Source organism: Campylobacter sp. MG1 (assembly GCF_026616895.1).
Classification (GTDB): Bacteria; Campylobacterota; Campylobacteria; order Campylobacterales; family Campylobacteraceae; genus Campylobacter_E.
In genome coordinates this window covers 71,699-94,576 of record NZ_JANYME010000006.1, presented here as the reverse complement: position 1 = coordinate 94,576, position 22,878 = coordinate 71,699, and the positions used below count along the sequence as shown (strand labels likewise).

The following is a 22,878-nucleotide window of genomic DNA, read 5'->3' as shown; positions in this document are numbered from 1 at the left end:
TTTTTATGAAAAAAATATTTTTTTTATTAATTTGTATAAATTTATTTGCTAGAGAAAATCCATTTTTACCTAAGGATAATATAGAAATTACGAATGAAAATAAAAATTTATTCAAAGATATAATATTTAAAGCCCCAGAAAATATTAAAAATATAGATAGTGTAACAATATTATACACCGATAATAATGGTAAAAAAATAAAGCAAAAAATAAATATAAATAAAAATATAATTACAAAAAATACATATATATCTATAAATTTACCTGAGAATTTTGACGAAATGAATTTAATTGATGATTCAATGCAAAATAAAAAAGAACAAATATATAATATAGGTAATGAATTTAGTTTTGTTATAAATGATAGTAATATTATAATTAACACTAAAAATAAACTACTGCAACATAATTTAGTAAAAAATCCATATAGAATAATTATGGATTTTAATAAAAATATAAAGCTAAAAAGTATAAAATATAATATTGATAAGGATAATATAAAAGAAATTTATACTGGAGTGCATAAAGATTTTTATCGCATTGTAATAAAATTAAAAAATATCGATGATTATAAATTTGAAAAAATAAAAAATGGCTATACATTAATTATAAAGGAGAATGAATGAAAAAAATTATACTTCTAGGTGCTGGATATGCTAATCTTACAATATTAAAAAATTTAGATAAAAAGACATTAAAAAGTGCTGAATTTTTATTAATTAATGATAATACCTTTCACTATAAAACAACTGAATTACACAAAATTGCGGCTAAAGAGAATGATAAAGATATAATAATAAATTTAAAAGAAATAGTTCCAAACGAAGTAACTATAATAAAAGATAAGGCTATAAAAATAGAAGCTAATAAATTATATTGCGAAAATACTAATTATGATTTTGATGAAATTTATGTAGGTATTGGTGCTTCAAAAAATACTTTTGGCATACAAGGTTTAGATGATTGTTATGAGATTGGAAATTATGAAGATACATTAAAAACACAAAAAGCTATCTTTGAAAATTTAAAAAAAGAAGGTGAAGAAAATAAACACATTGTAATATGTGGTGCTGGATTTAGTGGTGTTGAACTATGTGGTTCGTTAGCTAGAATGTGTAATGAATTAGATTTAGAAGCTAAAATTACTATAGTAGAAGCTATGGATGAAATCCTACCTATGTATAGCAAAAATTTAGCTAAAAAAGCTAGGGATTATTTAGAAAATTTAGGCGTAAATGTCCTAAGTTCACACAAAATTATCAAAAAAATAGGCAATAGATTATATCTAAATGATGAAAATACTTTTATAAATTCAAATAATATTATTTTTACAGCTGGTGTTAAAGGTAATAATGTAATGGCTAATAGTATTTTTGAACAAAAAAACAATAGAGTTAAAGTAAATGAATTTTTACAAGCTCCAAATTATAATAATTGTTACATATTAGGAGATTGTTCTTTAATTATGAATAACGATAGACCATTTGCACCAACAGCACAAATAGCTTGTAAGCAAGGTGCTTATGTGGCTAGAAGTATTAAAGCTAGACTAAGTGGTAAAACATTTAATGAAAAATTTACATACACAGATAAAGGTAGTGTATGTTCTATTAGTGAAAAATATTCAGTTGCCTTTGTGTTAGGTAATGAATTAAGTGGTAACATAGCTAATTTATTAAAGAAATTCACCGAGATAAAATGGCAATATAAATTATTCGGAATAAAAGGATTATTTTAAACTTCTATATTTAGAAGTTTAATCCTTAAGCTTTTAATAATGCTCTAGAAACACCCCCCCCCTATCTCGTGTAGCATTGAACGAACACAATTTCTACCACTATCTTTTGCCTTATATAAATAAGTATCAGCAGCTCTTAAGACACTTTCAAAGTCTTGATTATCAGCATTTCTACACGCTACTCCTATACTTGCACTACCACGCCATATTACTTTCTTATACTCATTAAAAACTTCAATATTATTTATTACAGTATGTAAATTATTTGCTATCTTAATAGCCTCATCCAAAGAATATTTTTGCAATATTACTAAAAATTCATCTCCACCTAAACGACAAAAACAAATCATATCTTTATTACTATATTTATTGCACAAATCATCAGTTTCAAAAAAATACTTAACAGCACTAGAAAACTGCCTTAATACCAAATCTCCTGAATGATGACCGTATGTATCATTAACTTCTTTAAATTTATCTAAATCAATTTGTATGATAGAACAAGTTGGGTCTTGATATATACTCCATATATTATTCAAAACATTCATAGCATAACGACGATTATATAAACCTGTTAATTCATCTGTGATTGATTTTTTCTTATTTTCTTGAATTTGCTCTTGAAGTTGTTTTTCTTTTTTTTCAAGTCTAGCTGTAATATCTGCTTCAACTTCTACTAATTTTTCATTTCTTACTTCATATATTTTTAATAAATTAGACAATGCTGATGTTAAAATCTTTACATTAGCACTTACTTCACTTTCAAGCATTTCATAAGCTTCTTTAGGACTATACCCTTCTTCTATATGCTCTATTTGTTTACTTATTTTGTAATCTTCGCTTAAAATATGAAAAACCAACCAGTTATTTACAAAGCATAATACACTATAAGCTAATTCTTTTTGATAAAACATACCATCTTCACTATCTTTCATAACTATAGCATCATGCATTTTACTAAGCTCATATAAACATTGTGCGTGTATATAATTATGAGTACTTATATATGCTGAACTAATAGATTTATTTTTCATATATTCTTCTTCATTTTTAAAATGCCACACAATATGACTCATTAATTTTTGAAAAGCAATAGAAAATTCCTTATAACCAATTTCTCCAGCATAGGTAGCATTATCAATTAGTTCAAAAAACATTCTATGTTCTTCATCTATTTCTTCTATACCTATACATAAAAAATCATCCCATTTTTTAAAATAATCACTTTTTATTCTTTTTCTATTTTCCATATATTACTCTATTTCTACCATTAGATTTTGCTGTATATAAATACTCATTAGCCTTTTTCAAAGCACTAAATTTATCATCAAAAACTTGAGAAAGCCCAGCACTTATAGTTAATTTGATTTTATTTTTACCAAAACTAAAATCATAATTACTAATAACTTTTCTTATATTATCTAATTCTAATATACAATCTTTAAATTCAATATTATTAAAAATAATTATAAATTCATCTCCACCAAATCTATAAATTTGCTTATAATTATCCTTTAGTACTGATGCTAATTTTTTTAAAACAAAATCACCAGCATCAATTCCATATTTTTCATTAATATTCTTAAAACAATCAACCCCTATCAAACAAATAATATCATTTTTTGTAATAATAGCTTTATCAAAAGCTCTACGATTTAATAACTTTGTTAAACTATCATAAAAAATAAGTTTATACCCATCAATACAAAAGAATATTAATAAAAATAAAGATGCAAATTCAAAATAAGTAGTATATGATTTTTCAAATAAAGTATAAAAAACAAATTCAAACATAGATAAAAAATAAATTATAAAAATAATATTTTCAAATTTAATAAATAATCTTATAAAACATAAATATAGAAAAAATATAATAAATAAAACTAAAAATAAATCACTTATAAATAAACTTTGCTCTAAAAAATTATTACTTACTGCAAGTATAAAATTTGTATTATGTATCAAAATAGTAGCTAATATTATGTATAAAATAAATATAGTTAAGATAGAAATCAATGATTTTATAGTATCATATTGCTTTTTTAAGGATAATAACAAACAAAATATAAATGGAATAAATATACTTATAAAAATATTGGTTTCATATATATTGTAAAACAAATAAAAAATTTTTGAAATCAACAATAATAAAGTTATAAACAATATATTAAACTTTTTAAAATATATAGAAATAATAATTACTAAAATTTCAAATACAAGTGTTACACTTGGTAAAGAAAGTATAAGATTATTTAATATTGAGTTATTATTCATAAAATTATTAACCTTTAAAATTATTAAACTAAGATTATATAAAAAAAGGATAAAAAATGGTAGAAATCAAATCACTTACTATGAGATACCCTACGGGATTATTATTTGAAAATGTAAATTTAAGCTTAAAAAGAGGCGAAAAATATGGACTTATCGGTGCAAACGGGGCTGGAAAATCAACATTTTTAAAAATTATAGCAGGAGAACTTGAAGCAACTAGCGGAGAAGTTAGTTTTGAAAATGGCGTAAGATACGGCGTGTTAGAGCAAAATCAATTTGCGTATGAAGAATTTAGTTTAAAAGATGCAGTTTTATATGGAAACAAAAGACTTTATAATGCAGTAAAAGAAAAAGAAAATATATATGCAACTTGCACGGATTATACCGATGAAATAAATAATCGCTTAAGCGAACTTGAAATGATTTGTGCAGAAGAAGACCCAAATTATGAATACGATACTAGATGTGAAAAAATATTAAGCTCTTTAAATCTTCATAATTATGATGAACTTATGAAAAATGTTCAAACAAGTGATAAATTTAAAGTTCTAATCGCACAGGTATTATTTGCTAAACCTGATGTGTTATTTTTAGATGAGCCTACGAATAACCTTGATTTAGACGCTATTAATTGGCTAGAAAATGAACTAAAACGCCACGATGGAACAATGGTTGTAATTTCTCACGATAGATTTTTCTTAAATAGTATTTGCACAAGAATGCTTGATGTAGATTTCAAACAAATTCGTGAATTTGCAGGAAATTACGATGATTGGTATATGCAAAGCACACTTATTAAAAGACAAAAAGAAGCAAGTCTTGCTAAGAATTTAAAAGAAAAAGAAGCTTTAGAAAAATTTATAGCTCGTTTTAGCGCAAATGCTTCTAAAGCAAGACAAGCAACAAGTCGTGCAAAAAACTTAGCAAAACTTGATGTAAGCGAAATAGAGATTTCAAGTAGGCGTGACCCATCAATTTTATTTAGATGTAATAGAGAAATTGGTAATGAAGTTTTAGAACTAAACAATATAAGTAAAGCTTATGATAAGCAACTATTTAAAAACTTAAATCTTAAAGTAAATAAAGGCGATAAAATAGCAATAATTGGAGCAAGTGGAGCCGGAAAAAGCACTTTAGCAAAAATAATCATAGGTGAGCTTCAACCTGATAATGGGTGTGTAAAAATGGGTGCTACAATTGAACCTAGTTACTTTCCGCAAGACACATCAAGTAAAATTTGTGAAAATTTGAAACTATATGACTATTTAATTAGCGAAAAACATAAAGATATTGATGAAATTCGTAAATGCTTGGGTAGAATGTTGTTTAGTGGAGTCGATCAGGAAAAAATGGCAAAGGATTTAAGTGGTGGTGAAAAACACAGGCTCATGTTAAGTAAGATAATGCTTGAAAAAGGTAACTTTATTTTACTTGACGAGCCAAATAACCACCTTGACCTTGAAGCTATTATTTCTCTTGGCGAAGCATTGTATGAGTATGGTGGTGTTGCTATTTGTATTAGCCACGATAGAGAATTGATTAATTCTTTTGCTAATCGTATATGGCAACTAGAAAATGGAAATTTAATTGATTTTCATGGAACTTATGAAGAGTTTTTAGAGAAAAATGAGGTAAAAGTATGACTTATAGAGTAGAGTATTCAGCAGGTTTTGGATTTTACAATCACAATCACGCAGGTTTTGGACCTACAATTTATGTAGAAGAAAGAGTAAATTATGAAACAAAAAAAGATTATTTTGATTATGTAGAATTCTTTTTAAAATATTCCAAAAGCGATGATACATATTTTAAAATTAAGCTTTTAGAAGATAGACCATTAAACGAAAAAGAAGAGTTATCAAAGAAAAAATACCAACTCCTAAGAGATGCGATGTGTGAATGGGCTAAACAAAACGCTAGCGATGACCATGACTTAGAATTAGAAAAAAATTATCATCAAGGTGATTAATATAATTATAGTGAAATTTATATTTCACTATAAAAACATTTAAATTAAAAAATTATTACTTCAAAACATAACAAATAATAAGCAATTTAATTACAGCCTTTTAAGTTGATGCTAACATATGATTAAAAAAACATAAAACTAAATAAAAAATTTAACTTCAATTTACCCATCGTATGTAACTAAATTAAAAATTCACTATGACATATATTATAAATTTAATTATTTTGAAGCTGTATAAAAACAATATTATAAAAAAATATTTAAATAAGAAAATTATTGTTTACAAAAGTATCAATTATAATACTTATAAAATTTGTTTAATTATAATTACAAAAATATTCTAACTAATCAAACACCATCTATCAAAAAAATAATCAAATTAAATTATATAAATTAAAAGATAGTATATCAGTGTAAAAAATTACACTGATATAAAAATTATTTTTTGAATTCTATAGTAAAACTACCACCGTGAAAATCTTCACTATTTTTAATATTAACAACTTCTTTAACATATTCTTTTTTTGCAATATCTTTATTTAGTTTTACTTCAATATCACTACCAGATACAACATCTGAATTATAATCCGTATTAATGTCCAAACCAGTAGATATATTAGCAAAGTTAGTATATTCAGCACTTGTTAATTTACGTTTTTGTGAATTTTCATCTAAATAATAAACTTCTAAGTCTTTATTTTCAAGAATTTTTGTTGTATCACCTTTCTTAGCAACAGTATCCTTATAAGTAGCTCCTGTAAAAATAAATGAATAATCATCTTTTAAACTACTTTTAGCAATTTCTTTACCTGATTCCTCTAATGTAGCAGTAGAACCTTTTAATAATTTAAACTCGCCAACCATAGGTTTATTTAATAAACTAATTGAATCTATAGTTTCATTAGCTTTAGTTTTATAATATTTAGAATAAGCTAAATCAACAATCGCCACAATTTCTCCATCTTTAGCTTCATAACTTTTCATAACATCAGCTATATTATTAGATTTTACATCGTTATTAAATTCTTTTAATTTAGTATCAAATTTCTTATTTAGTTCATCTTCTGATACAGTGCTAGTAATTTTTATCTTATCTTGAGCGACACTATCAATTTTTATCAATGTTTTTAATCCATCAAAACCATTAACTCTAGAGCCTACATTTATTAAATATCTTTCAAGTGCTTGCTTATCTTTGTTATCAAAATTCAAATCATATTTAAAAGTATAAGGATTATTAAATTTTTTATATACATATTTTAAATCAGAATTACCATTATTATTTAATACAAAAGGAATTGCTAATTTATGACCATCACTAGCATTTGTTGTAAAAAATACCTTAACAGGAGTTTCTGATTTTAAAACAGGATCACTTAATTTATAATCAGCAGTACTTTTAAAATTGATTGCCAAATCACCATTACTAGGCGTTACACAATAAATTTTACCATCTTTTCCTATTTTATTAGCTGTAGCTAAAATATCACTAGACTTGCCATTTAAATCACTTTTATTACATAAATCATCTTTAGAATCATTTAATGTAAATTTACCTTCTGTAAGCCTTAACTTAGTATCAGTTGAAAACGGAAATTGCATACCAACTACAACCTCATAAGCATCACCATTTTTTACAAAATCTACAATGTTATTATCATCAATAGTTTTATTAGCATCATTATTCAAATCAAAGTTGTATCCAGTAGCAAATGAATCATCGTCTTTAGTATTACTATCTTTTACATTTAATGTAGCTTTAATTAAACCGAACTCATTAGGAGTATTAATAATTTTATTACCTTTATTATCTCTTAACACAGCAGTAAATTCACCATTTTGTTTTAACACACCAGCATCATAATTTTTATCTGTTCTATAATCAATATAAGCAGGTCTTATACTAAATGTATTAGTACATTTATCTTCCATATTAGGGATAAAATTAGCGGTTTGTTTAGCTGTTTCTATATCTTTTTTAGAATAAATTTTATAGCATACTTCGTATTTTCCAACTGGAGCATCTCTTAATTCAATTACACCATTTCTATATGGATAAGCATTCTTTTCTTGCAATGGACTGTTTTCTAAAATATTTACACTAGTATCTTTATTTATTTTATAACTAAATGGAATATCACTGTTTGTATTACCATCTTTATTTATTGTAAATGAAATAATAATATCATCATTATCTATTTTATTAGTATTAGTATATTTTAAATTTTTTATACCGATAAATACAGGAGTTCCTACTATCCTAGTATAAGCTTTACCATCTTCAAGAACTACATCTGGATTATTAATATCAGGGGTTTCATTGCTATTTGGATTGTTTTTATTATAAACTGTTCCAAATTCAGTTCCATCACCCTTTTTAAATCCTGTTAAATCAATAACAACTTCAAATATACTACCATTTGCGTTTACAATGGTATCCCCATTTACACTATAAAAAGGTCTATCGTCATCAGCATATACAGCTTCTTCTAATTGTACAGTCGCTAAAACAGGTTTATTATCATAATCTATAGTATTTAAAAACGCATTATCAACCCTCAAAGCCATATAATCAGCTATTTTATTTGAATCATTTGTAAAATATCTAGTATATTTTTTATCAGTCTTACTATAACCGTCATTAGATTTTTTTAATTCTACTATTGTTATTTCACCCTTCGTAAATTTAAATTTACTCTCTTTTAATCTATCAACATCTATTAGTGTAGCGCTATTTTTATGATTTTGATAAGTAAATTGTAACTGAACATTATTGTTTTCACCAAAATCTAGACTAGTTACAAGATCGTAACCAGAAACACCGTTTACTTTTGTAACATTTCTAGTATCTCCGAAAATAGCAGTCTTTACAACTCCTGTTGCATCTGGATAAAAATACAACTCATAATCAGCATTAACAGCACCATTTTTAGTATTAGTATCACTTATATCTTTTCCACGAAAACTTGTAGGTCTAGTATTTAAAGTAAAGGCGTGTTCTACCCCAACCTTATTACTTGTATAAATGCCACCTTTAGTAGCTCTATGAATAGAATAAGTAGCAACAGCATTATTTAATGAATTTTGTAAAAATCTCTTAGTGTTATTTCCATAGAAAAAATCAAACGCTGTTAAAGCTTCAAAAGGTGTAAAACCATTTTCACTATCTCTTCTATCATAATATTGCATATTAGCAAAATAGCATTTTCCTATAGTATTACTCCAGCCAAATTTTCTTGTATTAAATATTGACATACCAGAAGTTTCTTGATTTAAAAATTCCCATCTATTACCATGATTAAACTCAGCTGGAGAATAAGTTAATAAATTTTTAACAGTTATACCTTCTACTGCCATCTTACAACTATTACTTCCATTTATTAATTTATCTAAAGTAGCACCTTTATTATTGTATTTATTATTTCTATCACTATTATATTGATTAAACAATGCACCAGAAGGCATAATTCTATACATCAATTCCTTATTCTTATCATTAGTTACAGCATAAAATTCTACCCCTGAACCTCTAGGTCTTTGATTATCCTGCATAATATCATTGGTATTTGTTTCATGTATAGTGCAACCATAATCATTAGCTAAAGAATAATAAAATCTAACATATCTTTCTATTTGATTTAAACTAGAATAATTTTTAAAATAATTACAACCAAATTTACTATTTTTATTAATTTTTGACCAGTCACGTTCATAATACCCATAATAATTGCAAGCGTCAGTATATGGTCTATCTTTAGCTGAACCATCACTATTACGAGACCAATTCACGCTATATAAACCATTGTAAGCTCCCTCATCTTTACGACTATAATCCATAGTCATAAAACCACTTTGAATACCAACATAATCCTTAACAAAATTATAAACATCCAAAGAACGATTTTCAAAATTTCTAGCTAAATAAAAACTAAATGGTTTATCACCATTACTAACAACTCTTAATCTACCTGTAGTATCTACAGAGATATTTTTATAAGATTCTTGATAATATCCTTGTTCATATTTATAAACACTAGTTTTATGATTATTTTTTATTACACTAGCATCATCTTGTGTTATACGCAAAATATTACTAGCTGTAGTAGAATTTATATCGCTTACAAAATCGTTAACGTTAGGTGTAGCATCGCTACCTAATTTTGTATTAGAACTTTCCATACACCATATATTATCTCTTAATGTATAATTATCTATTTTTTCATTGTTTTTATATAATATACCTCTATCAGTTTTAGCTTTATATACTTGAGTAATTTGAGCACAATCATCAACAGCCATACGCTCACTACCACCATTAGCATGCATACAACCAAGTATAACATCTACTCTACTCCTATCGCCAGGTCCAGACTTATAAGTTGCTTGATCTAAGCTACCAAAATATAGTCCATAAGCTGTCTCCTTTGTATCATTAGGAACAGCATACAATACGCTAATCGTACATATAGACATTGCTATGACTTTTTTCATACTTTCTCCTATCAAATAAATTTATTAATTGTATATTAATTAAATAAATTATCACTAAAATAAGATAAATTTTAATACCAAATTAAAACTAAATTAAAGGAGAAGTTATGAAGAGTTATCAAATGTATATTGATGGTGAGTTTGTTGCCGAAAAAAGAGAAATGGCACCTGTTTATAATCCTGCTACAAAAGAGCAAGTTAGTGAGTATCCACTAGGCACAAGAGATGATGCTAAAAGAGCGCTTGAAGCTGCAAAAAGAGCGGGTAAAAACTGGGAAGCACTTCCAGCTATTGAACGCGCAAATTACCTTAAAAAAATCGCACAATTAATTCGTAGAGATAGAGTAAAACTAGCTGATATTTTACAAGAAGAGCAAGGCAAGGTTAGAGGTTTAGCTGAAGTTGAGATTGATTTTACGGCTGATTATTTAGATTATATGGCAGGATTTGCAAGAACTTATGAAGGCGAAATCATTCAAAGCGATAGAGCAAATGAAAATATCTTTTTATTTAGAACTGCAATTGGTGTTACTACAGGAATTTTACCTTGGAACTTCCCGTTTTTCTTAATAGTTAGAAAACTTGCACCTGCGTTTGTAACAGGAAATACAATAGTAATTAAGCCAAGTAGCGAAACTCCAAACAACGCATTTGAATTTGCAAAATTAGCTCATGAAGCTGGAGTTCCTAAAGGAGTTTTCTCACTTGTTAGCGGAAAAGGAAGTGAGGTTGGAGATGAGCTAAGCTCAAACCCACTTATTGGAATGGTAAGCGTAACAGGTAGCGTAGAAGCTGGAGTTAGAGTTATGCAAGCAGCTGCAAAAAATGTTATAAAAGTAAATCTTGAGCTTGGTGGAAAAGCACCTGCAATCGTATGCAAAGATGCAAATATGGATTTAGTAATTCCTGCAATTAAAGCAAGTAGAATTTGTAATAACGGACAAGTTTGCAATTGTGCAGAACGCGTATATGTGCATAAATCAAGATATGATGAGTTTATTAACAAAATGGCTGATGAATTTAGCAAAATTACATTCGGAAATACTGCAAAAGGTAATTTTGATATGGGACCACTTGTAAATGAAGCGGGTGTTAAAAATGCTGATGCAATGCTAAAACGCGCACTTGAGCAAGGTGCAAAATTAGAAGTTGGTGGTAAGATTACTGATACTAGTGGATATTTCTACCCAGCTACACTACTTAGCAATGCAGACCATAAAAGCGATATTATGCAAAAAGAAATCTTTGCGCCGATTTTACCAGTTACTAGCTTTGATACTTTAGATGAAGCAATTGATATGGCAAATGATTGTGAATATGGGCTTACAAGTAGTATTTATACAGAAAATCTAAACACAGCTATGAGAGCTTGCCGTGAGATTAAGTTTGGCGAAACTTATATAAATCGTGAGAATTTTGAAGCTATGCAAGGCTTTCACGCAGGATTTAGAAAAAGTGGCATAGGTGGTGCTGATGGTAAGCATGGACTTTATGAATATCTTGCAACTCATGTTGTTTATCTTGATTACAATACTAAATTCAACGGATAAAAAATTTGCTACGATTAAATTCGTAGCAAAATATCAAATTTTTTTAGAAAAAACTAAATATAATTTATCAATTTCATCATCTTCAAAAATAGCTGAACTTTTTGTTTTTATATAAATTTCCATTTTAAATTTATTAATTTTTATAGTATTTTTACAACTAGAACAATACATTAAAAAACCTTCACCTATCATAAAAAAATCTTTTAATTTTATACTACACTCATAACAAAATTCACTAAAATTTAAACGACCCTCATATTCTAAAAGACTTGCATAAGCGTCTAAAAACACTCTCTTATAATCTTGTATAGAAAGTCTTGTTATTATTTGATTACACAAATCATAATAAAAACTTCCACACTCTTGATTATCTTTTAAATGCTCATACAAAAGCACACAAAAACTCTGCCAAGCCTTAATAATCTCATAATCATTCCAAGGCAAGGCTAGTTGCATTGTTGAATGTAATTTTGGCAAAAATAAAGGCTGAATACTTAGCTCATAATCAATAATATTTCCGACTATTAAATGTGAGTGTCTAACTCCGTAAAATCTATAGCATTTTACTAATTCTTCGCTACTTAGGATAAAGACTATTAAATCTTTATCCCTAACGCTAAAGGTATTTAAAATTATTCCTTGCAATAATTAGCACCTTCGTTTGCAAAAAAAGTATCGTAATGAATGTTAAAAAAGGCATTTTCAAGACTTTTAAATAATTTTGGGTTTTGTGCTTCAAGACTTGCTAAAAGCTCTTTTGTTTCTGCTCTTGCGTGTGGCATTTTTACATCAAATCTCATAGCAGGACAAGCTTCATCTCCTATTGTTTTAAGACCATTTTTAATAGCATTTTCTCTTAGCATTCTTTCACGAACAAATATCAAAGGACGAATTACGGTAATTCCTTGTGCTGAAGTGAATTTCACAGCAAGTGTTCTTAAAGCTCCATTATAAGTAAAATTCATAAAAAAGCTCTCAATAGCATCATCTAAATGGTGTCCTAAAGCTAATTTATTAAAGCCATTTTCCTTAGCATAAGTGTATAAATATCCCCTTCTCATACGAGAGAAAAACGAGCAAAAGCTTGAATTTTGACGGATTTTTTCACTAGAAATCTCATAAATATTACTTTCAATTATTGTATGCTTTATGCCTAAAATCTTGCAATAATTACTTAGATATTTATAATCTTCGCCCATTCCATAGCTAAGCGTTACTGCTTCAAATTCAAACTTAAATGGGACTGCTCTTTGCATATGTTTAAGTAGCATCAGTAAGCTTAAGCTATCTTTTCCACCGCTAAGTCCTACTAAAACCTTATCGCCTTCTTCAATTAAATTAAACTTATCACAAGCTCTTGCTACTTCTTTAATAAGTCTTTTGCTAAGCTCATTTTTAAACAAATGTTCGCACATTTTTAAGACAAATCTAGCACTATTTTTAGCAGCTAGTTCTAAAAACTCATCAAAACTAACATCAGCATTTCCACCTGCATCATCACTAATTGCTCTTAATATAAAACAAGGCACATTAAGGCTTTCGCAAACTAAAGCAACGCTTGCTCCTTCCATCTCAACCGCATCAGCATTAAAAGTATCTTTAATCCAATTTTTCTTAGTTTCATCGCAAATAAATTGGTCTGATGTCGCAATAATGCCGCTAACTACATTTAAATCAAGCTCTTTTGCTACTTTTTTAGCAATATTATTTAATTTTTCACTTGTTTTTATAAAAACGCTAGTTTCAGGGACATAGCCAGGTTTGTGTCCGAATGCTGTTATATCTATATCGTGCTGCACTAATTCTTCTGCAATTAATAAATCCCCTATTTTTAAATTAGGATTAAGCGACCCTGCAACGCCTGTAAAAAGCAAACAATCAGCCTTATATTTTTCTATCATTACACTTGCACTTAGAGCTGAATTTACTTTGCCTATTTTTGAATAAGCAATAATTAGTTCATGACCTGCGTAATCAATGAAATAATAAGTATTATTTGCATATTTACTCTCTTTATAAGAATACTCATTTAAAATTGGCTCAATTTCTTCACGCATAGCACCTAAAATTGCTATTTTCATAGGTTTTCCTTAAATGTTTTTATAAAATTTTCAATATCTTCTAGGCTTTTTATACTAATACTTGGTTTGTTTGTTATTTTTTTATTAAGTCCGCATAAAACACTGCTTCCAAATTCTATAAAACCATCAACGCTATTTTCTATACTTTTTATGCTTTGTTTATATAAAACAGGCTTAATAAGTTGCTCTTTTATAGCTAAAATGGCTTCATTTTTAGTGCTATAAGGCTTTGTAAAAGCATTTGAGATTACTGGTATGAAATCATCATTAAATAACAATTCTTTTTCTAATTTATTAGCTGCACTTTGCATTAAAGGACAATGACTTGCTACGCTCATATTAAGCAGCATTGCTCTTTTTGCTCCAGCATTTTTAAAATCATCTATGCTATTTTCTAAATCCTTTTTAAGCCCAGCTACAACTATTTGACCATCGCAATTGTAATTTGCAGCATAGATTTGCTTATTTTCCTTATTTGCTTTAGCACAAATTTCTTCTACTAAATTATCATCTAAACCTAAAATAACCATCATAGAAGCAGGATTTTCGCTACTTGCACATTCTTGCATATATTTTCCACGCATATTTACTAGCTTTAAAGCATTTTTTAATTCAAGTGCATTATTTGCACATAAAGCCGAAAATTCTCCTAAAGAATGTCCTAAAGATGGAGTGTTTTCATAACTAATAAAAGGCTTTATATCATCTTTTTTTCTTAAAGAAATTCCATTTTCTTCTAATAATTTTTCAAATACTTTATAATACATAATGCTATTTAGTAATATTGCAGGTTGGGTAAATTCACTTATATCTAATCTATCATTTTTACTAAAAATTAATTCTTTAAAATCAATACCACAAAAACTACTAACTTCATCATAAGTTTTTCTTACAAACTCAAAATTATCAAATAATTCTTGACCCATAAAAGCACTTTGAGAACCTTGACCTGGGTATAAAAATGCGTAATTCATATTTTTCCTTTTTAATTTATATTTAAAAATTAATATATTAAAAAACAATTTAATTTGTTATAAAAATATAATTAAATTTGTATAATTCGTTAGTATAAAATAAAACATTAAATTTATATAAATAATCAAAAATATAAAATATTGTATATGTAGAATAATTAAATTAATATTTAATTAAGGCGAAAAATCACCCTAATTAAAGTGTATGTCAATATATTAATGACCGCAACAACCGCCATGATTATGCTCATGACCACAACAGCCGTCATTATGGTGATGATGCTCGTGTTGTCCACAACTACCATCTCCTTTACAACCTTCTTGACCATGATGACCACAACCGCAACCACCAGGCTGTGATACAGCACCACTAGCTAATTCATCTTCAGTAGCAGCTCTTACATCACTTACTAAAACTGTAAATAACAAATCTTTACCAGCATAAGGATGATTATAATCAATTACTACACTACTATCTTTAATTTCTTTAACAATAACCCTAACATTAGAACCATCTTCGTTTTCACCAAATAATTCCAAACCTTCTCTTAATTCAATACCTGCGAATTGTTCTTTTGGTAATTCTTGAATTAAATTCTCATCATATTCTTGCCAAGCTTTATCTTTAGTAATTAAAATATCACTTTCTTCCCCAATATTAAGCTTAGCTAATTCTTCTTCTAAAGACTCTAAAATATGTCCTCTACCTAATAAAAAAGAAACTGGTAAATTTGAATTATCTTCTAATATTTCATTTGTTTTAGCATCACGTAATATAAAACTAAATGATACTACACTATCTTTTTCTATAGCCATTTTTTATCCTTTCTTAATTTATACTTCTAGCTTCATCTGAATTCGGAAATTGTTTTTTAAGTGCTGCATAAAAGTTATTTGCTTTATCAACTTCTTTTAAAGCTTTTAAACTGTTAGCTGTATTTAATAAAATTAAAGGCATATTAGGTGCTTGTACTCCTTGAGCTTTATATAAATCTGAACTTGTTTTATAATAATAAACAGCCTCTTTATAAGACTTTTGGGAATATGCAATCTGACCTAAATAAAAATTACATTGAGCTGGCTTGTGCTTTACGCTAATTAACTCTTCAAATAATTTTGCTGAATTATCATAATCTTTAATATCATATAATCTCATAGCCTCTTTCAGTTTATCAGCTGCACTCATACTAGTAGAAATAGTTTTATTTTCTTCCTTATCAGCTGTAATAATATTTTCAGCACTGACAACTTTTTTTGCATTTATACTTTCAACTAAAGTTGTGAGCTCTTTTACTGCTTTACTTAGTTGATTTATCTTATTGCTTTGATTTTTTAATTCTTTTTTTATTGATTCAATTTCTTGGTCAACACTAACCGATTTTTCATTAGAAAATTTTTCAACCTCTAATAATTTTGTCTCAAAATTATAAGTTTTATCGCTCAAACTATCAACAACACTTTGAATTCCATCAATTCTTTCTAAAGCTTTGTTTGTTTTAAAATCAACCCCAGTATAACCCTTGCTTAAATTTTCAACCTTTTTTTTATTTTCAAGTAATACCTTTTCATTTTCTGTTAATCCATAAGGCTCATCAACATTTACATTACCTGCGTCAAAAGCTGAAATTTCTGCGATAAGAATAGGGGCTAAAGCCCCTATTAAAAAAATTCTTTTTAACATAAATTAGAATTGAACTTTAGTTTCTGCTCTACGATTTTGAGCATCACAATCTTTAGTTTTTTCACTACATACTGGGTTGTTTTCACCATAGCTTTTTACAACTATTCTTGAATTGCTAACGCCTTGAGTTTCTAAAGCATCTTTAACTGCTTTTGCTCTTTTTAAACCTAAAGCTTGGTTATATTCTTCACTACCCCACTCATCACAGTTACCTTCAACAACAATATTAAAATCTTTACCATCATTGTTTAATAAACCAGCATTATTTGATATTACACCATACATATCTGAACGGATATCGTATTTATCAAAATCAAAATATACACTTTGTAAAGAACTATTAATTCTTTGTAATCTAGAATTTGCGTCTTCTTGTGTATTAACATTAAAACTAGGAGTTTGTTCTACCACCTTTGGAGTTTCTACTGTAGCTTTTTGGCTACAACCTACAACTAACGCTGCAAAAACAACAGCATAAGCTAATTTTTTCATTGTTTTTTCCTTTCATAAAAAATGCACGTAAATTATATTTTATAAAACTAAAAATTTATTTAATTACCAATCTAAAGTTGAAATTTTACCAACTTTTAGTGGAAAATGATACACTTTATTCTCATCAAGCCTTAAAATTCCTAATGAACTTTGCATCCCTAGTGATTTTATAAACATTATTGTTTTTCCATCATGACTAAAACTTGGAAATGTATTTCTACCATTTAATGTTAATTGCCTTACATATTGTGAATCTATTGCCATCAAATAAATATTAAAATCTCCTGATTTTTCACGACTAGAATAAGCTATATAATTATCATATACACTAAATGCTGAATTGTTCCTACCATGATACACTAATTGATTTGCATTAGCTGAACCAAAATTTTGTATGTATAAATTTGGATATGAACTTCTATCACTCACAAAAACAAATGAATTATTTCCTATAAATTTAGCACTAACATCTATACCATTATAATTAGTAAGTCTAGTTTGTGTTTTAGTATTTAAATCCATCAAATAAACTTCAGGTTGATCTTGCACTGTTTTAGTAAGTAATGCCTTTAAACCATCTTTACTAACATCAGTTAATGCTAACATACCATAGCTTTGTGTTACTAATGTTTTTTGGTTATTTAATAAATTATATTTATAAATACTTAGCATATCTTTATTGTAATCTGTGTAGTAAAATGATGTTTGTTCAGTATCTGCCCACTTAGCAAATAAATTTAACCCACCTTGCATTACAACTTTTTGGTAGTTTAATGTATAATCAGCTACTAAAATTTGACTTTGCTTTGCAGCAATTTTTCTTGTTAAAAGTATTTTTCTATTCATCCAATCAACATCAACAATATTTAAATCTTTTAACATCTGTGAAATCGCCTTATGTGATAAAAAAGCATAGGCACTTCTTGGGTATGAATAAGTTTTTGTGTATTTTAACTTATTTTCAAAATTATTTAAAGTTAGCTCAAGTTCATAGTTATCACCTACATTACGTAACTTATAATCTAACTCATAATTAGCATTATCGCTAACTATCTCAAATTTAGAACTAACATTAATATCGTTTTTTATCATATTATCAAAATTAGAATCAATAGGAGTACTAGTAGTAATTCTAATCTTAGCTAGCACTTCTTGTTCACCAACTACATCCATAATAATATTTGCATTTAAGCAAATAATACTAATAAAAATTAAACATATTTTTTTCATTTAATCTCCTTAATATTTAAAACAACTGACAATCTCAAAACTCCATTATAATCTTTATTGTTAGGAGGAATACCTAGATTTTTATTTTGATTATTGACTGTATCTACAAATACTCTAGCTTTCTTTCTTAACATAGTATTTTCAATGAAATTTGAATTATCTATCTTTATTATACCATCTTTTGATATTTGAAAAGATATCTCAAAAATCTCTTTATCATCAATACCACTCTCACCTGCAATAACCAAAGTCCATATATTTTTCAAATAAGCATTTACTCTACCAAAATAAGGGTCATAAATACCACTAACTCTAGCTGATGTCTTTGAATCTTCAGTATTATTATTTGATTTTACAGTGGTACTTTTTTGATTTTCATTGCTTTGAGAGCTACTATCTACTTTACTCTGTGATTTATTCTCAACTTTAGTACTAGTTTTAGGCTTTATATTCTTTTTCTTAACTTCACCAATATCTAAATCATTAAATAAATCATCTAAAGTATTATCCTTTTCTTCAACTTTATTTATTTCTTCTTTTTTAACTTTTTTTTCTTCTACCTTATTTATCTCCTTTTTTTCATCTTTATTTTTTTCTTCTGATTTAACACTATCTTCTTTAACAACCTTAGCTATTTCTTTTGTATAATCTTGTTTTTGTTGCTTATTGTTATTAATTTCATTATCTTCTACAAATAATACATCAACAGTATCATTGCCGTAATTTAAAACATTAGGCTTAAAAAACATATAAAAAAATACTATAATAAAAACAGTAAGAAAATATATTAAACAAGAATAAAAAAAAGCTGAAACTTTACTCATTTTGTTTGAAGTGAAATTTTCAAAAATCCTGCTTTTTTAACTATCGTTAATACTTGCATCAATAAATCATAACTAATATCTTTATCACCAGCAATAAACACGACTTTTTCAGTATCAAAATTGCTTTTTTCTAAATTAAAATTATCTCCAAATTCAATATGAGTGTATTTTTTATTATTAAAAATAACATAATCTTTTTTTACACTAATACGCATATCATCTTTTTTTGCTGTTGATTGAGAACTTTTAGAACCATCAGGCAAATTAATATTTTCATCGTATTTAACATTAGGAACTATAAGCATTAAAATCACAACTAAAACCAACATAACATCCACTAATGGAGTTATATTTAACTCTGGACTATCGTTTAAAAAATCATTTTTCATTTGTTAAAATTTTTATTTGACTCTCTAATATATTTAAACACTCATATACTTTTCTTTTAATAATTAAATGAAAGGTATAAGATAAAACAGCTGATATAATACCAGCGGCAGTAGCAATTAAAGCATGTCCTATCGGTGATGAAATTTGAGAAATACTAGAATTATCTCCTAATGAAACAAGCGTAAGATATATAGATATCACCGTCCCAAACAAACCTATAAAAGGTGAAGTAGTAGCAATTATACTAAGCCAAGTAAGCCCTTCGCTAAGCATTTTTGAAGCTTCATTGTAAAAAATCTCTAACTTCTTAATCGAGCCTTCACAAGGTTTAAAATAAGATTCAAAATACAAATCCTGATTTTTAATTAATCTATCTAAGCTTTTCAACTCTCTTGAATAAAAAATAGAAAGATTGCTAAAGCGATATAAAAAAATCGCTAAAGCAACGATAGAATAAAAAACTAAAATTCCAACAGCTAACAAAGTAGCTACGTCAAAATCTATAAATATACCCATTTATTTAGAATCCAATCTTCCTATTGTAGCTGCTAAAGTAGCTGAATTAGCACCAGCTGACTCCAATAAAGCCTTAGCCTCTTCTAATTTTTGCTTACTTATTGATTTATCACTGCCTCCTAAATAAACAGCACCCTGAGCTAGAATTATAACACTACTCTCATCTACCTTTGCGTGCCCAGAATCTATAGCTATCAATTCTTTGCTTGAATCTAAATTCTCAATTGTAATTACGCCTGCTCTTAATAAAGATATAACAGAAGCGTGGTTTGGTAAAACACCAAACTCACCTTCACCACCAGGTATTAAAACTGATTTAATCTCAGAATTAAATATCTCACCATGTGGAGTAACTATTTCTAAAGTTAATTTATTCATATTAAGCCTTTAGTTTTTCTGCCTTCTCAACAGCTTCATCAATATTACCAACCATATAAAAAGCATTCTCAGGTAAATGATCGAATTTACCCTCTAATATACCTTTAAAACCTGCTATAGTTTCTTCTAAGCTAATATATTTACCAGGTGTTCCTGTGAAAATTTCAGCTACGAAGAATGGTTGTGATAAGAATTTCTCAATTTTTCTAGCTCTTTCAACAACTAATTTATCTTCTTCGCTAAGCTCATCCATACCTAAAATAGCTATGATATCTTGTAAGTCTTTATATTTTTGAAGCACACTTTGAACTCCACGAGCTACCTTATAATGCTCTTCGCCAATAATTTGTGGGTCAAGCATTCTTGAAGTTGAATCAAGTGGGTCAACCGCAGGATAAATTCCTTTTTCAGCAATACTTCTATTTAAAACAGTTGTAGCGTCTAAGTGAGCAAAAACAGTTGCAGGCGCTGGGTCTGTTAAGTCATCAGCAGGAACATAAACAGCTTGAACTGAAGTAATTGAACCTTTTTTAGTTGATGTAATTCTTTCTTGGAATTTACCCATTTCACTTGCTAAAGTTGGCTGATAACCAACAGCTGAAGGAATACGACCAAGTAAAGCTGACATTTCTGAACCTGATTGAGAAAATCTAAAAATATTATCAATAAACATTAAAACATCAAGTCCCATTTCATCTCTAAAATATTCAGCCATTGTAAGACCTGTTAAAGCAATACGATTTCTTGCCCCTGGTGGTTCATTCATTTGACCATAGCATAAAGCAACTTTATCTAAAACATTACCTTCTTTCATTTCATTATAAAGGTCATTTCCTTCACGAGTTCTCTCACCAACACCAGCAAATACTGAATAACCACTATGCTTATAAGCAACATTATGGATAAGCTCCATAATAACAACAGTTTTACCAACACCAGCACCACCAAATAATCCTACTTTACCACCTTTTGCATAAGGAGCAAGTAAATCAATTACCTTAATTCCCGTTTCAAAAACTTCACTTTTTGTACTTTGTTCTTCAAATTTAGGTGGTTCTCTATGAATAGCCCAACGAGTTTCAAAATTTACATTTTCTCCCTCGTCTATCAAATCCCCAACGACGTTAAAAATTCTTCCTAAAACTTTTTCACCTACAGGAACGCTAATTGGAGCACCTAAACTAACAGCCTTAGTTCCTCTTACTAAACCATCAGTCATATCCATAGCAATTGTTCTAACACGACCATCACCAAGGTGAGCGGCAACTTCTAATATCAAACGAATTTCTTTTCCATCTACTTCATAATATACTTCAATTGCTTCATTGATTTGTGGTAAATAATCACTAAAATCAACATCTACAACAGGTCCCATAACCTGAGATATAAATCCTTGCATATACTCTCCTATCCTTTCATTGATTCAACACCACTAATAATTTCAATTAATTCAGTAGTGATACTTTCTTGTCTTGCTTTATTGTATGCTAAATTTAATTCTTTAACTCTTTCTTTTGCATTATTAGTTGCATTATCCATAGCTTGCATTCTAGCACTATGTTCGGCAGCTAAACTATCAATTAATGAATAAAACATACTATATTCAACATATCTTTTTAATAATTCTTCTAAAACTTCTTTGCTATCAGGTTCGATTTCTAGTAAAGATTCAGAATGTATCTCTTTTGTTTCAATAGATTCAACAGGTAATAAATTTTGTACATATAATTCTTGAGATATCATATTTTTATATCCATTATGAACTAAAATAATTTTATCTGTTAATCCATCTTCAAAATCTTTTATAGCTAAATTTATTATATCTCTAGCTTTTTCATAACTAGGTGTAGAACTAACCTGTACATATTTTTCTAAGATTTCAATTTTTTGAAAATTAAAAAACTCAATACCAACCTTACCAATAGCCCTTAGTCTTGTTTTAACACCTCTGTCAGTATTTTCCTTAATTATTTTATTAACTTCTTTTAAAGTTTTTATATTAAATCCACCACATAAACCTTTATCCGAAGTTATAAAAATAATATCTATCACTTTAGTTTCGTGTTTACCAAAAAATCTACTTTCCTTAGCTAAATCATACTGACTCAACTTAAATGAGATTTCTTGCATAACAGACTCTAATTTATTAGCATATGTTCTAGACTTTTTAGCTAGTTCCTCTGCCTTTTTTAATTTAGCAGTAGAAACCAATTTCATAGCATTTGTAGTTTTTTGAGTGTTATGAACGCTTTTAATCTTTCTCTTAATTTCTTTTAAATTTGCCATAATT

The 22,878-nt window shown here is 27.7% G+C and carries 21 protein-coding genes and 1 pseudogene; 5 read left to right on the top strand and 17 right to left on the bottom strand.

Annotated elements, in window-relative coordinates:
- Positions 1–5: 5 nt before the first annotated feature.
- Both NY022_RS06385 and NY022_RS06380 read left to right on the top strand, forming a co-directional pair.
- On the top strand, positions 6–626 hold the full coding sequence (locus NY022_RS06385) for an AMIN domain-containing protein (RefSeq protein WP_267524545.1): 621 nt from the start codon (positions 6–8) through the stop codon (positions 624–626).
- Positions 623–1,738, top strand: coding sequence for an NAD(P)/FAD-dependent oxidoreductase (locus tag NY022_RS06380; protein ID WP_267524543.1), 1,116 nt, complete (start codon positions 623–625; stop codon positions 1,736–1,738). The genes NY022_RS06385 and NY022_RS06380 overlap by 4 nt, the downstream gene beginning before the upstream one ends.
- Before the next feature lie 44 nt (positions 1,739–1,782).
- Here the strand turns inward: NY022_RS06380 and NY022_RS06375 are convergent, their stop codons facing one another.
- Both NY022_RS06375 and NY022_RS06370 read right to left on the bottom strand, forming a co-directional pair.
- A complete protein-coding gene (locus tag NY022_RS06375) occupies positions 1,783–2,988 on the bottom strand; it encodes a GGDEF domain-containing protein (RefSeq protein WP_267524541.1) in 1,206 nt (401 codons plus the stop codon).
- Positions 2,978–3,532 (bottom strand): GGDEF domain-containing protein, encoded by a 555-nt coding sequence (locus tag NY022_RS06370; protein ID WP_267524539.1) that lies wholly within the window; start codon positions 3,530–3,532, stop codon positions 2,978–2,980. The genes NY022_RS06375 and NY022_RS06370 overlap by 11 nt, the downstream gene beginning before the upstream one ends.
- Before the next feature lie 536 nt (positions 3,533–4,068).
- Here NY022_RS06370 and NY022_RS06365 point away from each other — a divergent pair.
- A complete protein-coding gene (locus NY022_RS06365; RefSeq protein WP_267524537.1) occupies positions 4,069–5,655 on the top strand; it encodes an ABC-F family ATP-binding cassette domain-containing protein in 1,587 nt (528 codons plus the stop codon).
- A complete protein-coding gene (locus NY022_RS06360) occupies positions 5,652–5,981 on the top strand; it encodes a hypothetical protein (protein WP_267524535.1) in 330 nt (109 codons plus the stop codon). The genes NY022_RS06365 and NY022_RS06360 overlap by 4 nt, the downstream gene beginning before the upstream one ends.
- Before the next feature lie 438 nt (positions 5,982–6,419).
- Here the strand turns inward: NY022_RS06360 and NY022_RS06355 are convergent, their stop codons facing one another.
- Complete coding sequence (locus NY022_RS06355; protein WP_267524533.1) at positions 6,420–10,472, bottom strand: hypothetical protein; 4,053 nt, start codon at positions 10,470–10,472, stop codon at positions 6,420–6,422.
- 107 nt (positions 10,473–10,579) lie between these two features.
- Between NY022_RS06355 and aldA the strand changes: the two genes are divergently transcribed.
- Positions 10,580–12,022 (top strand): aldehyde dehydrogenase, encoded by a 1,443-nt coding sequence (gene aldA, locus NY022_RS06350; protein ID WP_267524531.1) that lies wholly within the window; start codon positions 10,580–10,582, stop codon positions 12,020–12,022.
- A gap of 33 nt (positions 12,023–12,055) precedes the next feature.
- Here the strand turns inward: aldA and recO are convergent, their stop codons facing one another.
- The 14 genes and pseudogenes from recO to atpG all read right to left on the bottom strand — a co-directional run bounded on the left by recO (position 12,056) and on the right by atpG (position 22,874).
- The gene (recO, locus tag NY022_RS06345) at positions 12,056–12,667 is read right to left on the bottom strand and encodes a recombination protein RecO (protein WP_267524529.1); all 612 of its coding nucleotides are present in this window, start codon (positions 12,665–12,667) and stop codon (positions 12,056–12,058) included.
- Entirely contained in the window at positions 12,655–13,437 is a 783-nt protein-coding gene (locus tag NY022_RS06340; RefSeq protein ID WP_267524646.1) for an ATP-binding protein, read from the bottom strand. Before NY022_RS06340 ends, recO begins: the two co-directional genes overlap by 13 nt.
- Positions 13,423–14,103: pseudogene (locus tag NY022_RS06335) on the bottom strand (5'-methylthioadenosine/adenosylhomocysteine nucleosidase); the annotation flags it as partial. The pseudogene NY022_RS06335 and the gene NY022_RS06340, both read right to left, overlap by 15 nt.
- Positions 14,100–15,077 (bottom strand): ACP S-malonyltransferase, encoded by a 978-nt coding sequence (locus NY022_RS06330; RefSeq protein ID WP_267524527.1) that lies wholly within the window; start codon positions 15,075–15,077, stop codon positions 14,100–14,102. The gene NY022_RS06330 and the pseudogene NY022_RS06335, both read right to left, overlap by 4 nt.
- A 216-nt stretch (positions 15,078–15,293) precedes the next feature.
- Positions 15,294–15,893 carry an FKBP-type peptidyl-prolyl cis-trans isomerase gene (locus NY022_RS06325; protein WP_267524525.1) on the bottom strand — a complete coding sequence of 200 codons (600 nt, stop codon included), beginning with the start codon at positions 15,891–15,893 and terminating at the stop codon, positions 15,294–15,296.
- A gap of 13 nt (positions 15,894–15,906) precedes the next feature.
- The gene (locus NY022_RS06320) at positions 15,907–16,758 is read right to left on the bottom strand and encodes a tetratricopeptide repeat protein (protein WP_267524522.1); all 852 of its coding nucleotides are present in this window, start codon (positions 16,756–16,758) and stop codon (positions 15,907–15,909) included.
- Positions 16,759–16,761: 3 nt separating this feature from the next.
- The gene (locus NY022_RS06315) at positions 16,762–17,250 is read right to left on the bottom strand and encodes an OmpA family protein (RefSeq protein ID WP_267524521.1); all 489 of its coding nucleotides are present in this window, start codon (positions 17,248–17,250) and stop codon (positions 16,762–16,764) included.
- 63 nt (positions 17,251–17,313) lie between these two features.
- The gene (gene tolB / locus NY022_RS06310; RefSeq protein WP_267524519.1) at positions 17,314–18,480 is read right to left on the bottom strand and encodes a Tol-Pal system protein TolB; all 1,167 of its coding nucleotides are present in this window, start codon (positions 18,478–18,480) and stop codon (positions 17,314–17,316) included.
- Complete coding sequence (locus tag NY022_RS06305; RefSeq protein WP_267524517.1) at positions 18,477–19,304, bottom strand: hypothetical protein; 828 nt, start codon at positions 19,302–19,304, stop codon at positions 18,477–18,479. Before NY022_RS06305 ends, tolB begins: the two co-directional genes overlap by 4 nt.
- Complete coding sequence (locus NY022_RS06300) at positions 19,301–19,693, bottom strand: ExbD/TolR family protein (protein WP_267524515.1); 393 nt, start codon at positions 19,691–19,693, stop codon at positions 19,301–19,303. Before NY022_RS06300 ends, NY022_RS06305 begins: the two co-directional genes overlap by 4 nt.
- The gene (locus NY022_RS06295) at positions 19,683–20,210 is read right to left on the bottom strand and encodes a MotA/TolQ/ExbB proton channel family protein (protein WP_267524512.1); all 528 of its coding nucleotides are present in this window, start codon (positions 20,208–20,210) and stop codon (positions 19,683–19,685) included. Before NY022_RS06295 ends, NY022_RS06300 begins: the two co-directional genes overlap by 11 nt.
- Complete coding sequence (atpC, locus tag NY022_RS06290; protein WP_267524510.1) at positions 20,211–20,588, bottom strand: ATP synthase F1 subunit epsilon; 378 nt, start codon at positions 20,586–20,588, stop codon at positions 20,211–20,213.
- A 1-nt stretch (position 20,589) separates the two neighbouring features.
- Positions 20,590–21,987: a F0F1 ATP synthase subunit beta gene (gene atpD, locus NY022_RS06285; protein ID WP_267524508.1), complete on the bottom strand. Its 1,398-nt coding sequence runs from the start codon at positions 21,985–21,987 to the stop codon at positions 20,590–20,592.
- Between the two features lie 8 nt (positions 21,988–21,995).
- Positions 21,996–22,874: an ATP synthase F1 subunit gamma gene (gene atpG / locus NY022_RS06280; protein ID WP_267524506.1), complete on the bottom strand. Its 879-nt coding sequence runs from the start codon at positions 22,872–22,874 to the stop codon at positions 21,996–21,998.
- Positions 22,875–22,878 lie beyond the last annotated feature (4 nt).

What these genes read in the sequence shown, in the direction of transcription:
- NY022_RS06330 (WP_267524527.1), bottom strand. Translation starts at nt 15,077, where the DNA reads ATGAATTACGCATTTTTATACCCAGGTCAAGGTTCTCAAAGTGCTTTT.
- atpG (WP_267524506.1), bottom strand. Translation starts at nt 22,874, where the DNA reads ATGGCAAATTTAAAAGAAATTAAGAGAAAGATTAAAAGCGTTCATAAC.
- tolB (WP_267524519.1), bottom strand. Translation starts at nt 18,480, where the DNA reads ATGAAAAAAATATGTTTAATTTTTATTAGTATTATTTGCTTAAATGCA.
- atpD (WP_267524508.1), bottom strand. Translation starts at nt 21,987, where the DNA reads ATGCAAGGATTTATATCTCAGGTTATGGGACCTGTTGTAGATGTTGAT.
- aldA (WP_267524531.1), top strand. Translation starts at nt 10,580, where the DNA reads ATGAAGAGTTATCAAATGTATATTGATGGTGAGTTTGTTGCCGAAAAA.
- atpC (WP_267524510.1), bottom strand. Translation starts at nt 20,588, where the DNA reads ATGAATAAATTAACTTTAGAAATAGTTACTCCACATGGTGAGATATTT.
- NY022_RS06295 (WP_267524512.1), bottom strand. Translation starts at nt 20,210, where the DNA reads ATGGGTATATTTATAGATTTTGACGTAGCTACTTTGTTAGCTGTTGGA.
- NY022_RS06355 (WP_267524533.1), bottom strand. Translation starts at nt 10,472, where the DNA reads ATGAAAAAAGTCATAGCAATGTCTATATGTACGATTAGCGTATTGTAT.
- NY022_RS06315 (WP_267524521.1), bottom strand. Translation starts at nt 17,250, where the DNA reads ATGAAAAAATTAGCTTATGCTGTTGTTTTTGCAGCGTTAGTTGTAGGT.
- NY022_RS06360 (WP_267524535.1), top strand. Translation starts at nt 5,652, where the DNA reads ATGACTTATAGAGTAGAGTATTCAGCAGGTTTTGGATTTTACAATCAC.
- NY022_RS06320 (WP_267524522.1), bottom strand. Translation starts at nt 16,758, where the DNA reads ATGTTAAAAAGAATTTTTTTAATAGGGGCTTTAGCCCCTATTCTTATC.
- NY022_RS06365 (WP_267524537.1), top strand. Translation starts at nt 4,069, where the DNA reads ATGGTAGAAATCAAATCACTTACTATGAGATACCCTACGGGATTATTA.
- NY022_RS06300 (WP_267524515.1), bottom strand. Translation starts at nt 19,693, where the DNA reads ATGAAAAATGATTTTTTAAACGATAGTCCAGAGTTAAATATAACTCCA.
- NY022_RS06380 (WP_267524543.1), top strand. Translation starts at nt 623, where the DNA reads ATGAAAAAAATTATACTTCTAGGTGCTGGATATGCTAATCTTACAATA.
- NY022_RS06305 (WP_267524517.1), bottom strand. Translation starts at nt 19,304, where the DNA reads ATGAGTAAAGTTTCAGCTTTTTTTTATTCTTGTTTAATATATTTTCTT.
- NY022_RS06370 (WP_267524539.1), bottom strand. Translation starts at nt 3,532, where the DNA reads ATGTTTGAATTTGTTTTTTATACTTTATTTGAAAAATCATATACTACT.
- NY022_RS06375 (WP_267524541.1), bottom strand. Translation starts at nt 2,988, where the DNA reads ATGGAAAATAGAAAAAGAATAAAAAGTGATTATTTTAAAAAATGGGAT.
- NY022_RS06325 (WP_267524525.1), bottom strand. Translation starts at nt 15,893, where the DNA reads ATGGCTATAGAAAAAGATAGTGTAGTATCATTTAGTTTTATATTACGT.
- NY022_RS06340 (WP_267524646.1), bottom strand. Translation starts at nt 13,437, where the DNA reads ATGTGCGAACATTTGTTTAAAAATGAGCTTAGCAAAAGACTTATTAAA.
- NY022_RS06385 (WP_267524545.1), top strand. Translation starts at nt 6, where the DNA reads ATGAAAAAAATATTTTTTTTATTAATTTGTATAAATTTATTTGCTAGA.